The sequence below is a fragment of the Bradyrhizobium sp. NC92 genome, assembly GCF_025200865.1.
Classification (GTDB): domain Bacteria; phylum Pseudomonadota; class Alphaproteobacteria; order Rhizobiales; family Xanthobacteraceae; genus Bradyrhizobium.
The window spans coordinates 4168174-4183904 of record NZ_CP104171.1 but is presented as its reverse complement, the minus strand read 5'-3'; the positions used below and the strand labels follow the sequence as shown (position 1 = coordinate 4183904).

The 15731-nt window shown below is 65.4% G+C and carries 7 protein-coding genes; 1 reads left to right on the top strand and 6 read right to left on the bottom strand.

All coding sequences use genetic code 11. From position 1 onward, the window contains the following. Positions 1-18 precede the first annotated feature (18 nt). From N2602_RS19540 to N2602_RS19525, 4 genes are read right to left on the bottom strand one after another with little or no spacing between them, the layout of a single operon-like run. Positions 19-3126 carry an efflux RND transporter permease subunit gene (locus tag N2602_RS19540; protein ID WP_260379126.1) on the bottom strand — a complete coding sequence of 1036 codons (3108 nt, stop codon included), beginning with the start codon at positions 3124-3126 and terminating at the stop codon, positions 19-21. Further along, positions 3126-6275, bottom strand: coding sequence for an efflux RND transporter permease subunit (locus N2602_RS19535; RefSeq protein WP_260383605.1), 3150 nt, complete (start codon positions 6273-6275; stop codon positions 3126-3128). The genes N2602_RS19540 and N2602_RS19535 overlap by 1 nt, the downstream gene beginning before the upstream one ends. A gap of 36 nt (positions 6276-6311) precedes the next feature. Further along, positions 6312-7703, bottom strand: coding sequence for an efflux RND transporter periplasmic adaptor subunit (locus tag N2602_RS19530; protein ID WP_260383604.1), 1392 nt, complete (start codon positions 7701-7703; stop codon positions 6312-6314). After that, complete coding sequence (locus tag N2602_RS19525) at positions 7693-9114, bottom strand: efflux transporter outer membrane subunit (RefSeq protein WP_246571205.1); 1422 nt, start codon at positions 9112-9114, stop codon at positions 7693-7695. The genes N2602_RS19530 and N2602_RS19525 overlap by 11 nt, the downstream gene beginning before the upstream one ends. 789 nt (positions 9115-9903) lie before the next feature. Here N2602_RS19525 and N2602_RS19520 point away from each other — a divergent pair. Next, entirely contained in the window at positions 9904-10938 is a 1035-nt protein-coding gene (locus N2602_RS19520) for a cysteine synthase A (RefSeq protein WP_260383603.1), read from the top strand. A gap of 58 nt (positions 10939-10996) precedes the next feature. Here the strand turns inward: N2602_RS19520 and N2602_RS19515 are convergent, their stop codons facing one another. Both N2602_RS19515 and N2602_RS19510 read right to left on the bottom strand, forming a co-directional pair. Further along, positions 10997-13234 (bottom strand): tetratricopeptide repeat protein, encoded by a 2238-nt coding sequence (locus N2602_RS19515; protein ID WP_260383602.1) that lies wholly within the window; start codon positions 13232-13234, stop codon positions 10997-10999. Positions 13235-13353: 119 nt separating this feature from the next. Further along, on the bottom strand, positions 13354-15567 hold the full coding sequence (locus N2602_RS19510) for a glycosyltransferase family 41 protein (RefSeq protein ID WP_260383683.1): 2214 nt from the start codon (positions 15565-15567) through the stop codon (positions 13354-13356). Positions 15568-15731: the final 164 nt, after the last annotated feature.

Genomic DNA, 15731 nt, shown 5'->3' with positions numbered 1-15731 from the left:
AAGCGGCGCGTCAACAACCTATTCCGCCGGTGCCGCCAGCGGCCGCGGCCCGGAGCGGCGCCGCATGCGGTCGATCAGCAGGTAGATCACGGGCGTCGTGTACAGCGTCAGGATCTGCGAGACGAACAGGCCGCCGATGATGGTGATTCCGAGCGGGCGGCGCAGCTCCGTGCCGGGGCCGGTCGCGATCACCAGCGGAATGCCGGCAAACAGCGCCGCCATGGTCGTCATCAGGATCGGGCGGAAACGCGCCTGGCAGGCCTCGAAGATCGCCTCGGCCGAGGACAGGCCGCGCTGGCGCTCGGCGTCGAGCGCGAAGTCCACCATCATGATCCCGTTCTTCTTGACGATGCCGATCAAGAGGATGATGCCGACGAAGGCAATCACCGTCAGCGGCGTGTTGGTGAGCTGCAAGGCGAGCAGCGCACCTAAGCCGGCCGAGGGCAGCGTCGAGATGATCGTGAGCGGATGGGCGAGGCTCTCATAGAGCACCCCGAGCACGATATACATCGCAACCAACGCGCCGAGGATCAAGAGCGGCTGGCGGCCGCTGGTCCTGGCGAAGTCGCCGGCATTGCCGTCGAAGCTGCCGCGAATGCCTTCCGGCATGTGCAACTCATCGACCGCGCGCTGGATGTTCTGCGTCGCCGCCTGAAGCGGCACGTCCGGCATCAGGTTGAAGGACACCGTAGTCGATGGGAACGACTGCGAATGATAGACGGCGAGCGCAGCGAGCCCGCGCGTCGCGCGCACCACGGCCGACAGCGGCACCTGCGCATCTCCCGCGCCGGCGACGTAGATGCGATCGAGATTGGAGGGGTCGACCTGGAACTTCGGGTCGATCTCCAGCACGGTCATGTACTGGTTGCGCTGGGTGTAGATGATGGAGATCTGCCGCTGTGCGAACGCGTTGTTCAGCGCGTTGTCGATGTCCTGAACCCTGACGCCGAGCGCGGACGCCTTCTGGCGGTCGATGGAGAGCGTCAGCTGCAGGCCGCCGGGGTCGCGATCGCTGGAGATGTCGGTGATGCCCTCCACGCTCTCCATGCGCTTGGCCACGATCGGCGCCCATGTCTGCAGCAGGCCGAGATCGGTGCTGGTGAGCGTATATTGGTAATCGGAATCGCTCTGCCGCCCGCCGGCGCGCACGTCCTGGGCGGCGAACATGAAGAGGCGGATGCCGGGCACGGGATACAGCGCCCGCCTGAGCCGGTCGATCACGACCTCCGTCGACACGTGCGCGCGCTCCTCCGGCGGTTTCAGGCTGATGAACATGGTGCCGCGGTTCGAGGTCGCCGGCCCCGGGCCCCCGCCTCCGCTGCCGACGGTCGATCCGATGCCGGCCACGGCCGGATCCTTCATCACGATCTCGGCGAGCCGCTGCTGCAGGCCGAGCATCGACTGGAACGAGATATCGGCCGAGGCGCGCGTCGCGCCGATGATCAAGCCGGAATCGTCCGTCGGGAAGTAGCCTTTGGGGATCTTGACGTATAGCGTCACCGTGAGCGCGATGGTGGCGAAGAACACCAGCAACGTCAGCAGCGGGAATTCCAGCACTGTGCGCAGGCTGCGAGCGTAGAACACGATGGTGCGCGACAGCGTGCCTTCGATGATGCGGTCGAACAGCGTTGCCGTGCCGGAGGTGGTCTGCCGGATGTAATGGGCGCAGATCATCGGCGTGACCGTCAGCGACACCAGCGTCGAGACCAGGATGGCGAAGGTCAGCGTCAGGGAGAATTCGCGTAAGAGCCGGCCGACGACGCCGTCCATGAAGATCAGCGGCGTGAAGGCCGCGATCAGCGACAGGCTGATCGAAACCACGGTGAAGCCGATCTGCTTGGCGCCCTCCTGCGCCGCCCGGAACGGGGGCATGCCGTGCTCGAGATTGCGGAACATGTTCTCGATCATGACGATGGCATCGTCCACGACGAAGCCGACGGAGATGGCGAGCGCCATCAGCGACAGATTGTCGATGGAGAAGCCCGCGACCCACATGCCGGCGCAGGTCCCGGCGAGTGCCAGCGGCACCGAGATGCCGGCCGCGATGGTCGGCGTGATCCGCCGCAGGAACAGGAATACGACGACCATCACCAGGACGGCCGTCGCCAGCAGCGTCCATTGCATATCCAGCACGCTGGCGCGGATCGTGCCGGTCCGATCGACCAGGGTGGAGATTTCGACCCCGGCGGGGATCCACTGCTTCAGCTCGGGGATCAGCGCCTTGACCCTGTCGACGGTGTCGATGACGTTGGCATCGCCCTGCTTGGTGATCTGGATCAGAACCGCCGGTTGCCTGTTGAACCAGGCGATCGACCGGACGTTGCGGACGGAATCCTCGATGTCGGCGACATCGGACAGCCGCACGAAATTGCTGCCCGAGCTCTTGATGACGATGTCGCGGAACTCCTTCGCCGTGCGCATCTGCTTGTTCAGCGAAAGCGTCTCGCTTTGACGTTCGCCTTCGAAGATGCCGACGGGGCCGAGCGCGTTGGCGCCGATGATCGCGGTGCGCACGTCGTCGGTCGCTATTCCAGCATTGGACAGTGCGACCGGGTTGAGCTGCACGCGCACGGCCGGCTGGTCGGCGCCGGAGATCGACACGTTGCCGACGCCAGGTACCTGTGAGATGCGTTGCGCCAGCACGCTGTCGGCGACGTCGTAGATCGCCGACGGAGAGATCGTCTTGGAGGTCAGCGCCAGCACGAAGATGGGTGCGCCGGCCGTGTTCGCCTTGCGGAAACGCGGCAACGTCGGCAGGTCGCTCGGCAGGTCGACCATCGCGGCGTTGATGGCCGCCTGCACGTCGCGCGCAGCCTTGTCGATGTTGCGGCCGATGTCGAACTGGAGCTGGATGCTGGTCGTGCCGAGGCTCGAGGTCGAGGTGATCTGGTTGATACCGGCGATCTCGCCGAGACGCCGCTCCAAGGGTGATGCCACCGTCGCCGCCATCACGGATGGATCGGCGCCGGGCCGGCTGGCGGAGACGAAGATGGCGGGGAAGTCGACGTTCGGGACCGAGGCGACGGGCAGAAACTCGTAGGCGACGACCCCCAGCAGGAACAGCCCGATCGAGAGCAGCGTGGTCGCGACCGGACGGCGGATGAAGGGCTCCGAGATCGACGCCATCACTGCATCCCCTCGGTCGCGCCGGCGACCGGCGGGCCGCCGGGTTCGGTCGGCGGCAGCGCCCGCTCGAGACGGCGGTTGATGCGATCGAGCGCCAGATAGATCACGGGCGTCGTGTAAAGTGTCAGTAGCTGGCTGAGCAGAAGGCCGCCGATGATGGAGATGCCGAGCGGAAAGCGCAGCTCGGCGCCGGTGCCGCTCTCGATCGCGAGCGGCAGCGCCCCGAACAGCGCCGCCAGCGTCGTCATCATGATCGGGCGGAAGCGCAAGAGACACGCCTGCACGATCGCTTCATGGGGCGACATGCCCTGCCCGCGCTCGGCCTCGAGCGCAAAGTCGATCATCATGATCGCGTTCTTCTTGACGATGCCCATCAGGAGGATGATGCCGATCAGGCCGATCACCGAGAGGTCCTGTCCGCACAACATCAGTGCCAGGATGGCGCCGACGCCGGCCGAGGGTAGCGTCGAAAGGATCGTGATCGGGTGGATGTAGCTCTCGTAGAGCACCCCTAACACGATGTAGATCGTGATCACGGCGGCGAGCAGCAGCCACGGCTGGCCGGCCAGCGCCTTGGCGAACTCGGCGGCATCGCCGGCATAAATGCCGACGATGCTGCCCGGCATTTCGATGCGGGTCTCGATCACCTTCACGGCTTCGACGGCATCGCCGAGCGCCGCGCCCGGCGCGAGGTTGAAGCTGAGCGACACCGACGGGAATTGCGCCTGGTGCGAGATCGCGAGCGGCGCCGTGGTCCGCTTCAGCGTCGCCACGGCCGACAGCGGCACCTGGGCATTGGGCGCGCCGGCGGTGGCGCTCGCCGCGCCCGGCAGATAGAGCTTGGACAGGATCGAGGGATCGCGCTGGTACATCGGCAGCGCCTCCAGCACCACGCGGTACTGGTTGGCCTGGCCGTAGATCGTCGAGATCTGCCGCTGTGCGAAGGCATCGTTCAGCGTGTCGGTGATTCCTTGCAGGCTCACGCCGAGCTGGCCGGCCCGGGTGCGGTCGACGTCGAGCTGCGCCCGCAGGCCGCCCTCCTGCGCCTCCGAGGAGACGTCGCGGAACAGGGGATCGCGCCGCATCTCCGCAACCAGCTTTCGCGCCCATTCCGAGACCAGCGTCGCATCGGTGCCGGTCAACGTGTACTGGTATTGCGAGCGGCTCGACTGGGTCGAGATCTGCACGTCCTGCACGGGCTGGAAATAGACGGTCATGCCGGGGATGTCGGAGACCCTCTCCTTCAGCCGGGTCACGACCACGCTGACATCGTCACGGCGCTCGCCGCGCGGCCGCAAGCTCATGACGAGGCGGCCGACATTGGTGGTCGGGTTGACGGAGCCCGCACCGATCACCGAGACCACGCCGACCACATCAGGATCGGCCCTGATGGCGTCCGCCGCCTCGGCCTGCCGCCTCTTCATCTCCGCAAACGACACGTCGGGCCCCGCCTCCGTCACCGCGGTGATCGAGGCGGTGTCCTGCAGCGGCAGGAAGCCCTTGGGCGCGACGGCATAGAGCACCAGGGTCGCGATCAGCGTGGCGAAGGTCACGACCAGCGTGGCGCGCTGGCGCTCCAGCACCCACAACAGCGATCGGTGATAGGCATGGACCGTGCGGTCGATGAAGCGGCTGATCGCGGCCAGTCCCGGCACGGCCAGCTCCTCGTGCGCGTGCTTGAGCAGCCGCGAGCACATCATCGGCGTCAGGGTCAGCGAGACCACTGCCGAGGTCACGACCGCGATGGTCAGGGTCAGCGCGAACTCGCGGAACATGCGCCCGACCAGGCCCGACATGAACAGGAGCGGGATGAACACCGCGATCAGCGAGACCGTCAGCGATATCACGGTGAAGCCGATCTCGCTGGCGCCCTTGAGCGAGGCTTCCATCGCGCCGTCGCCATTCTCCATGTGGCGCACGATGTTCTCGATCATGACGATGGCGTCGTCGACGACGAATCCGGTGCCGATCGTCAGCGCCATCAGCGACAGATTGTCGAGGCTGAAGCCGGCAAAATACATGATGCCGAAGCTCGTGATCAGCGACAACGGCAGCGCGACGCCCGCGATCACGGTCGCGCGCAACGAACGCAGGAACAACAGCACGACCAGCGTCACCAGCACGACGGCAAGGACCAGCGTGAACTGCACGTCGCGCACCGAGGCGCGGATGGTGACGGTGCGGTCGGAGACGATGGTGAGGTTCACCCCGGCCGGAATCGCGCGCTGGACCTTGGGAATTTCGGCGCGGATCTGGCTGACGACGTCGATGACGTTGGCACCGGGCTGGCGCTGGATGTCGATGATCACGGCCGGCGTGCCCTGGTACCAGCCACCGGTGCGGTCGTTCTCGAGGCCGTCGACGATCTGGGCGACGTCGGCAATGGTCACCGGCGAGCCGTTGCGGTAGGCGATGATGACGGGCTTGTAGGCCTCGGCCACGGCGATCTGGTCGTTGGCGGCGATGACGTAGGATTGCTGTGCGCCGTCGAGCGAGCCCTTCGGGCCCGAGACATTGGCATTGGCGATCGCCGTGCGCAGGTCTTCCATCGCGATGCCATAGGCTGCAAGGCGCGCAAGATCGGCCTGGATGCGCACGGCCGGCTTCAGCCCGCCCAGCACGGAAACGCGCCCGACGCCGGAGATCTGGCTCAAACGTTGCGCCAGAATGGTATCGGCGATGTCGCTCATTGCGCGCAGCGAGATCGTGTCCGAGCGCAGCGCGAGCGTCATCACCGGCGCATCCGCCGGATTCACCTTCGCGTAGGTCGGCGGGTAAGGCAGCGTTTTGGGCAGCACGCCGGCCGCGGCATTGATCGCGGCCTGCACGTCCTGCGTTGCCCCGTCGATGTCGCGGTTGAGGTCGAACTGCAGCGAGATCTGGCTGACGCCGAACGAGCTCGTCGAGTTCATCGCCGAGAGCGACGGGATCTGCCCGAGCTGCCGCTCCAGCGGCGCGGTGATCAGCGAGGCGATAACGTCGGGGCTCGCGCCCGGCAGCTGCGTCGTCACCTGCACGGTTGGGAAATCGACTTGCGGCAACGCCGAGACCGGCAGCGCGAAATAGCCCAGCAGCCCGCCGATCAGTAGCGCAATGCCGAGCAGCGAGGTCGCGATCGGCCGGCGGATGAAGGGTTCAGAGACACCCATGGGCTGTGCCTGCCGCTGCAAGCGGCCGTTGTCGGATCATGGCTGCTTGGCTCCACTTTCCGATGCCCCCGGCCCCGGTGCCGGTCCTGTCTGCCCCTTCTGGTCGCCTTCGCTGCTCTTGCGCTTGGCGCGCAACTCGCTGTCCTTGCCCTGCCCGTCCTTCTGGCCTTCTTTGGCGCCGTCCTGCCTCTGAGCGTCCGGTGCGCGCGAGCGCTTGCGCGGGGCGAGATCGGCCGACGGCGTCTGGTCGTCGCGGCCGACGATCACCTTGGAACCGTCGGACAGATTGGCAAAGCCAGTGGTGACGACCCTGTCGCCCGCCGACAGGCCACTGGCGATCACGGCATCATGCTCGTTCTGCTGGGTCACCGTCACGGGCTTGGCCGAGACGATGTTGCCCTCGCCGATGACGTAGCTGAAAGTGCCGATCGGGCCGCGCTGCACCGCCGAGGTCGGCACCACCAGCGCCTGCGTCAAGGTCTCGACCTTGAGGCGGACGTTGACGAACTGGCCCGGCCAGAGCTGGTAATTGGCATTGGGAAATTCGGCCTTGAGCCTGAGCGTACCGGTGGTCTGGTCGACCTGGTTGTCGATGCCGGTAAGCTTGCCGGTATCGATCACTGTAATGCCGTCATTGCCGAACACGTCGACCGCGAGCGTACCGTTCGCCGCGGCCGCATTGACCCGCATGATCTGTTGCTGCGGCAGGCTGAACCACACCGCGATCGGCTGCAATTGCGTGATCACCACGAGGCCGGTGGTGTCGGAGGCATGAATGATGTTGCCCTGGTCGACCTGGCGCAGGCCGGCACGACCCGAGATCGGCGCCACGATCTTGGTGTAGCTCAGCGTCGCCGCAGCGTTGTCGATCGCAGCCTGATCGGCCTTGACCAGCGCCTCGGTCTGCGCGACCAGCGCGCGCTGGGTGTCGGCCTGCTGCTTGGAGCCGGCGTTGGAGGCGGCGAGCTGCTCGTAGCGTGTCAGGTCGATGCGCTGGTTTGCGAGCTGGGCCTGATCCTGCGCCTTCTTGGCGACCGCCTGGTCGTACTGCGCCTGATAGATGGCCGGATCGATCTCGCCGAGCACGTCGCCCTTCTTGACGTCCTGGCCCTCCGTGAAGTTGACCGCGATCAGCTTGCCGTCGACCTGCGAGCGCACGGTCACGGTGTTGAGTGCGCGGATCGCGCCGACGCCGTCGAGATAGACCGGCACGTCCTGGATGCGCGGGCTCGCTGCCAGCACCGGCACAGGCAGATCGGGACGCTGGTTGCGGTTGTTCGTCTGCTGCTGGTGCATGACGATCCAGCCGACATAGCCCAGGCCGCCGAGAATCGCGAGCGTGATCAGGGTCATGACGAAGCCGCGGCCGCGCGATCTCGTCGCCGTCCCCTCTCCCGCGCCCTGCTTGGTGTCGGGCTTAAAGAGCATTGACCGGTTTCTCCATTCGCGGCTCCCAGCCGCCGCCGAGCGCCTGGTACAGGCTGACGATGGCCAGAAGCCGTGCGAGTTGGGCCTGCGACAGCGCGTCTTCCGCCTGGAACAGGGTCAGTTGGGTGTTGAGCACGGTGACGATGTCGGCGGTGCCGGCGCGCAATTGCTGCTCGGAGAGATCGAAAGCGCGACGCGAGGCGGCGACCACGTCGCGCTGCAATTGCAGCTTGATCGTGGTCTGCTTGATCGAGAACAGCGCGTTGTCGACGTCGGCAAAAGCCTGGACGATGGTCTTGCGGTAGGTCTGCAGCAGCTCGTCCTGCCGCGCCTTGGCCAATTCGAAATTGCCGAGGATCTTGCCGCCGTCGAAGATCGGCTGCGTCGCGCTGCCGACGAGCTGGAAGAAGGCCGCATGCGGCTGGAACAGCGAGACCAGCGCCGCGCTCTGATAGCCGCCATTGCCGGTGAGCTGGATGGTCGGAAAGAACTGCGCACGGGCATTGCCGATGTTGGCGGTGGCCGAGGCGAGCTGCGCCTCCTGCCGGCGGATGTCCGGCCGCTGCGTCAGCAGCTCCGACGGCAGGCCGGGCGTCACGCGCGGGATCGCGATCCGATCCAGGGAGCCGCCGTGCACGCGCACGCTCTCCGGCGGGCGCGAGACCAGCACGGCGAGCGCGTTGACGTTCTGATCGAGTGTCTGGCGCAGCGGCGGCACCAGGGCCTTCTGGTTCGCCAGCACGCTCTCCTGCTGGGCGACGTCGAGATCGGTGCCGGTGCCGGCCTTGCGGCGGTCCCTCACCGCATCCAGGATGCGCTGCGCGCTCGCGATGTTGCGCTGAGAGGTCCTGATGCGATCCTGCGAGGCCAGCACCTGGAAATAGGCGTTGGCGACGGCGGCGAGCGTGGTCAGCGCGACCGTGTCGCGATCGAAGCGGTTGGCGTTCGCCGTCTCCTCGGCCGTCTGCAGTGCATCGCGGTTCTGGCCCCAGAAGTCGAGCTGGTAGCTCGCGCTGAGCGAAGCCTGATAGTTGACGACCTCACGGCCGCCGTTGGTGAGCCCCGAGGCCGAAGAGCCGGAGGTGCGGGAATAGGTCTCCTGGCCGGTGCCAGACAGACTCGGCAGCAACGCCGCGCCGGCCTGCCGCGCCTGGGCGTCAGCCTGGACGATACGCGCCACGGCGGCAGCGATGTCGAGATTGACGGTCTGCGTTTCCTCCATCAGCTGCGTCAGCTCCGCAGAGCGGAAACCGCGCCACCAATCCAGCGACGGCGGCGCATCGCCCTTGCCGGCATATTTGTAATGCGCGGGAACGTCGAGCGCGGGATCGGGAAGATCCTGGGTCAGCACGCAGGCCCCCGAGGCGGCGGCGAGACACAGCACCGCCATCCATCGGGCCGCGGGCCGCATCCTGAATGCAGAACCGAGAGATCGCCGCGAGGCGATCGCTGGAACTTGGTGTGTCACGTCCACCCCCCGCCGGGCAGATCAAGCCGCCGCAACGCCGCCGGATTAACCGATTCGCGGCGGGACAGTCGGGTGGTCTCGGACAACGCGTTCACAGCGGTGATGCTTTCTGCGGAACCTGCGATGCATACTAGCCGGGCGCGGAACGGCGGGACAGTGCCGCAGTTGCGAGATGCCCAAGCCAATGAGCTGGGCGCGAGCTGAAGAAAATACCAAAAGTACCTGTCTCGCAGTCACTTCTTTTACTGTGAAACATTGGGAAACGTAAGCAAGCTTACCAAGATTTCATGTGATATCGCGGCCACACCCTTAGCTTCGCTCTTCATTTGGACCGCGCCACGCGCCTTCAGCTCAGTCCCATCCTCTGCGCGGCGCGCCACACCGTCAATCTTGCCGAAAACGAAGCCGTCCAACGCGCCGATATCTCCTGGGCTGTCACCGCAGTCCACGCGTCCTGTCGCAAGCCCGTCTCGCCAGTGGCAAGAATTGGTCGCGACAGCGCTCATCGGGAGCGCAATCGTTTCTTGCCCTGGTCGGGGTTCGGCTGTTTCCTCCTACTCATATCCCGCCTCATGGCCCCGCGCATCAGCGCCGGTCTCTTCTCGGGCATATCACTGTTTCCGTGGGCGTTTCGCTCGGGTTCGCCGCAGCGCAAAAGCCTTCCCCTTTGGCCTGCCAAGCACTAGGTTCGGGCCAAGGCCAATCAACCCCTTGGTAGTGATTTCCCCTGACATGACCATTCGCAACGACGTTGTCGAGGCCATCGGCAACACCCCCCTCATCAAGCTCAAGCGGGCTTCGGAATTGACCGGCTGCACCATCCTGGGCAAGGCCGAGTTCATGAATCCCGGTCAGTCGGTGAAGGACCGCGCCGGCAAATGGATGATCCTGGAGGCCGAGAAGCGCGGCGAGCTGAAGCCCGGCGGGCTCGTAGTGGAAGCGACCGCCGGCAATACCGGCATCGGCCTTGCCGTCGTTGCGAGCGCGCGCGGCTACCGCACCCTGATCGTGATCCCGGAGACGCAGAGCCAGGAAAAGAAGGACTTCCTGAAGCTTTGCGGCGCCGAGCTGATCGAGGTGCCGGCCCTTCCCTACGCCAACCCCAACAACTACCAGCATGTCGGCCGGCGGCTCGCCGACGAGCTGCGCAAGACCGAGCCCAATGGCGTGCTGTTCGCCGACCAGTGGAACAACCTCGACAACGCCAAGGCACATTACGAATCCACGGGGCCCGAGATCTGGGAGCAGACCGGCGGCAAGGTCGACGGCTTCGTCTGCTCGGTCGGCAGCGGCGGCACGCTGGCCGGCGTCAGCCGCTATCTGAAGGAGAAGAACAAGGACATCCGCATCGCCTGCGCCGATCCGCATGGCGCCGGCATGTACGAATATTTCAGGACCGGCGATCCCAAGGCGACGCCCGGCGGCTCGATCACCGAGGGCATCGGCCTCAACCGCGCCACCGCAATCGTCGAGACCGCCAAGGTCGACGAGGCCTATCTCATTCCCGACACCGACGCCGTCGGCGCGATCTACGAGCTGCTCCAGCACGAAGGTCTGTGCCTCGGCGGCTCGACGGGCATCAATGTCGTCGGCGCGATGCGGCTTGCGAAGCAGCTCGGGCCCGGCAAGACGATCGTCACCGTGCTGTGCGATTCCGGCAGCCGCTACCAGTCAAAACTGTTCAACGCGGACTTCATGCGCGCCAAGAACCTGCCGGTGCCGGAATGGCTGGAGAAGCGCAGCAACATCAAGCCGCCGTTCGTGTGATCGTTACGCGCGTCCTCGGGCCGAGGGCGCACGTCGACAAGCTCTGCGCAGTTCGACTTTAAGCGACCTCCCCGCTTTCCGAGGCTGCGGCGCAATAGTCGCGCCAGAACTTGCGGTAGCCCTCCTCGACCCTGCGCGTGTAGGCTTCGACATTGCCCGCGGCTGAAGCTGCGATCCGGGCCGGCAATTCCGCGCGCAACTTTGCCAGAAGCGCGGGCTGGGCAGCAAATTGGCACGCAATCGCGGCGTAGCCCGCGTCATCCTCGGCCACCCAGTCGTCGAGACCGACGGCCGCCACGATGGAGCCGCCGGCGCGCGAGGATGCGCCGTGGCCGAGCTTGGCGACGACCGGAACGCCCGCATAGAGGGATTCCCAGGTGCTGACGCCACCGTTCTGCGGAAATGGATCGAGCGAAATATCGACCAAGGCGAAGGCTCGCAGATGATCGGCGCGCTCGGACGAGCCGAGGCAAGTGATCCTCTCTTCGGCAATCCCGTGGGCGACAAACCGCGCGAGAAGGCCGTCGCGCACCAGGGGATCGTCGAGCAGCGTGTGCTTGATGATGATCTTCGATCCGGCCAACTCCCGCATCACGTTCGACCACACGCGGATGGCCTCGTCCGAGATCTTGTTGACGCGGTTGAACACGCCGAAGGTGACGTAGCCGTTGCGGAGCATGGGAAGCTCCGACGGCGGCACATCCAGGATGGGATCGATCGTGATCAGGCACGGCAGGTCATAGACCTTTTCGGTCAGCAGATGCCGGGCCGATTGCGGAATGAAGACGGGATCCGCGAGCACGTAGTCCATCGTCCGAAGGCCCGTACCGGTCGCGTGTCCGAAGCCCGTGACCTGAATGGGCGCCGGCTTGCGGGCGAAGACCTGGAGCCTGTTGCCCGACGAATGCCCGGAGACGTCGATCAGGATATCGACCTTGTCGGCCTCGATACGATCGGCCAATTCGTCGTCGAACATCTGCCAGGCATCGACCCAGACGTCTGCCGCCGACCTGAATTCGGCCGTGATCGCATCTTTTGTCGGCGAACACGAATAACAGACGACCTCGAAGCTCGCATGATCATGATGGCGCAGCACCGGCAGCAGGCCGAACGCCGCCGAGTGATACCAGAATTCGGCAGAGACATAGCCGATCACGATCCGCCTGTCGGGATCGAGCTGCCGAGAGGCGAGCTTCCTTTGCGGCACGCGGGCGCCGATCGCTTCGCCCCAGGACCTTCGTGTCGCCTGCTGGATCGTGAAATCTGCGTCGGGAAGAAAGTCCAGAAAGTAGATCTTCCGCGCCATCAAGTCCGGATCCGGCGAGATCGCCAGCGCCGCGTCGAGATGTTCGATCGCGGAGGCGATTTCTCCCTGATTTGCAAGGCAGGAGCTCAGCAACGCCAATGCGATCGTGGAACGTGGATTTTGCTCGAGCAAAGTCGTGCAGGCCAGGATCGCCTGTGCGGTGTTCCCCAGGCTGAGCGAGACCTCCGCCTTTCCCCGCAAGGCAAGTTCGAACCGCGGCGAAAGTGCAAGTGCCGCATCGAAGTCCGCGGCAGCCTGTTCCAGCCGCGACAGTGCCGAGTTGAGGCGTCCGCGCTGCGCCAGAATCTTCGCCGAATCGGGCTTGATCGCGAACGCCGCCGCGAGCGCAGCTTCCGCCTCATCGTAGCGCTTGAGCTCGATGCTGACCATGCCCTTGCCGATGAGCGCTTCGACGTGGCGCGGCTGAAACAACAGCGCGCGATCAAAGCTCTCCCTGGCGCGGTCAAAACGGAACAGCGCCAGCTCCGCCACGCCACGATTGCAAAGCGCGTCGGCGTAGTCGGGCTTCAGCTTGATGGCGCGATCGTAGACCTCGATGGCCTGTGCGGGCAGGTTCATCTGGAGCAAGGTGTTGCCGAGGCCGACAAGGGCCGGCGTAAAATTCGGCTTCAGCGCGATCGCCCTCTCCTGACAGGCGCGGGCCGCCTCCAATTTCTGAAGGACGACGTAGACGGTCGCGAGATTGCTCTGCGCCTCGTGCGAACGCGGATCGATCGCGATCGCACGCTCGAGCAGCTGTTGCGCCTCCTCCAGGCGTCCGCCCTGCTGCACACTCAGCCCGAGCAGGTGCGTGGCGTCGAAATGATCCGGAACGGCTTGCACGATCTGGCGGCAGAGCGCCTCGCACTCCGCATACCTGCCCTGGCCATAGGCGTTCGCCGCGGCGGGAATGATGGCGTCGGCCTGCTTCTTCAATTTCTTCTGCAATCGCGCATTCTGGAATGCGCGCGCGCCGGCGCTGCTCTGCAAAGGTGTCTCTCCGGAAGATGGCCCAGGGCCGAGTCTAACTGATTCGCGTCCCGGCCCGGCCGAACTGCCGGACCAGAAATCCGTCCGGGAGATCCCGGGGTTCGCCTGCAGGATGCGGCTCAGGAGCCGCCAGGTGCGTCCGCCTCGCTGACCGCGGCGTCGCCGCGCTCGCCGGCAGCGGCACAATAGTCGCGCCAGAACTTGCGGTACCCCGCTTCGAGCTCACGCGTGTAGATCTCGACATTGCCGGCGGGCGAGGCTGCGATCTGGGCCGGCAAGCCCGCGCGCAACTTCGCCAGATATTCGGGCTGCGAGGCAAACTTGCGGGCGATCTCGACATAGCCGTCGTCGTCCTCCGCGACCCATTCGCCGAGGCCGACGGCCGCCACGATGGAGGCGCCGGCACGCGAGGAGGCCCCAATGCCGAGCTTGGCCACGACCGGAACGCCCTTGTAGAGGGATTCCCAGGTGCTGATGCCGCCGTTCTGCGGGAACGTGTCGAGGGAAATATCGATCTTGTCGAAGGCCATCAGGTGATCGTCGCGCGAGGTGGTGCCGAGACAGGTGATGTCCTCCTCCGCAATGCCCTGCGCAATGAAACGTGCGACCAGGCTATCGCGCAGCAGAGTATCGTCGAGCAGACCGTGCTTGAGGATGATCTTCGATCCCGGCACCTCGCGCATGATGCGCGACCACACACGGATCGCATCATCCGAGATCTTGTAGATGCGGTTGAACACGCCGAAGGTAACGTAGCCGTTGCGGAGCATCGGCAGCTCGGAGGGCTGCAGATTGGTGACCGGCTCCATCGTGATCAGGCACGGCAGATCGTGGATCTTCTCGGGAAACAGATGCCGGGCCGAAGGCGGAATGAAGATGGGATCGGCGAGCACATAATCCATGGTCTGCATGCCTGTGCCCGTCGCGTGTCCGAAGCCGGTGGCCTGGATCGGAACCGGCTTCCGCGCGAAAACCTGCAGCCTATTGCCGGTCGTGTGGCCGGACACATCGATCAGGATGTCGACATTATCGGCCTGAATGCGATCGGCGAGCTCGTCGTCAGAAAGCCCCCAGGCATCCACCCAGACGTCCGCCAATGATTTGAACATGGCGGTGTACTCGTCCGCGCCCGGCCAGGAATAGTAGCAGACGATCTCGAACTTGGTGTGATCGTGGTTGCGCAGCACCGGCAGCAAGGTGAGGCCCGCCGAGTGCTGCCGGAATTCGGCGGCGACATAGCCGACCACGATCCGCTTTTCCGGATCGAGCGGCCGCTTCGGCAGCGTCCTTTGCGGTATCTTCGAGCCGATCGCATCCCACCAGGACTTCCGCACAGCCTGCTGGACCGCGAAATCGGCCTCCGCGAGGTAGTCGAGCAAGAAGATCTTGCCCCTGATCGCATCTCCATAATCCGGCCGGAGAGCAAGTGCGCGATCGAGATAGTGGATCGCAGCGTCCATGTCTCCCTGGTTCGAATAAGCGAAGCCCATAAGGGCCTGCCCCATCTCGGAGCGCGGATTTTGCTCGATCAACGCCGCTGCGGCCGCCATCGCCTGCGCGGTCTTTCCCATCACGAGGCAGGCCTGTGCCTTGCCGCGCAGCGCCAGTTCGAGCTTGGGCGAGATCGCGAGCGCCGCTTCGAAATCCGCAAGCGCGGGCTCGAGGCGCTGCAGCTCGTAGCTGAGCCGCCCGCGCTGGGCCAGGATCCTGGGCGCGCCGGGCTTGATCGCGAGCGCCGTCGCAAACTTGGCTGCCGCCTCCTCGTGATGCCGCAGCTCCATGCTGACCATGCCGCTGCCGACGATGGCCTCGGCGTGACGCGGCTGAAACAGCAGGGCGCGATCGAAGCTCTCCTTGGCACGCATGATCTGCCCAAGCACGATCTCGACCATGCCGCGATTGCAGAACGCATCGGCATAATCCGGTTTGATCTTGATCGCGCGGTCGTGCAGCTCGAGCGCCTGTTCGTACTGCCCCAGATGCATCAGCGTGTTGCCGAGATTGGTCAGCGCCACCGCGAAATTCGGCTTCTGCGCGATCGCCCTCTCCTGGCACCGCCGCGCTTCCTCGTAATTGCCGAGGTCGAAATGCACGGTCGCGAGGTTGTTATGGGCATCGTGCAGGCGCGGATCGAGCGCAATCACGCGCTCCAGCAGCTCTCTTGCCTCCTCGAGGCGCCGGCCGTCATGGGCGCACATGCCGAGCAGGTGAAGGGCATCGACATGATCCGGAAGGGCTTTCAGGATCTCGCGGCACAGCGCCTCGGTCTCGGCATATCGGCCCTGGCTATAGGCGTTCGCCGCGGCGGCAATCACGGCGTCGGCCTGCTTCATCAATTTCTTCTGCAATCGCGCATTCTGGAACGCGCGCGCGCCGCCGCCGCTCTTCAAGGTGTCTCTCCGGAGGATGCCCTGGGCAGAGTCTAACTGATTCGCGAGCCTGGCCGGCCGGTCAGCCGAACTCCATCGCCTCCGGGATTTCACGGGGCCCGGCGCAA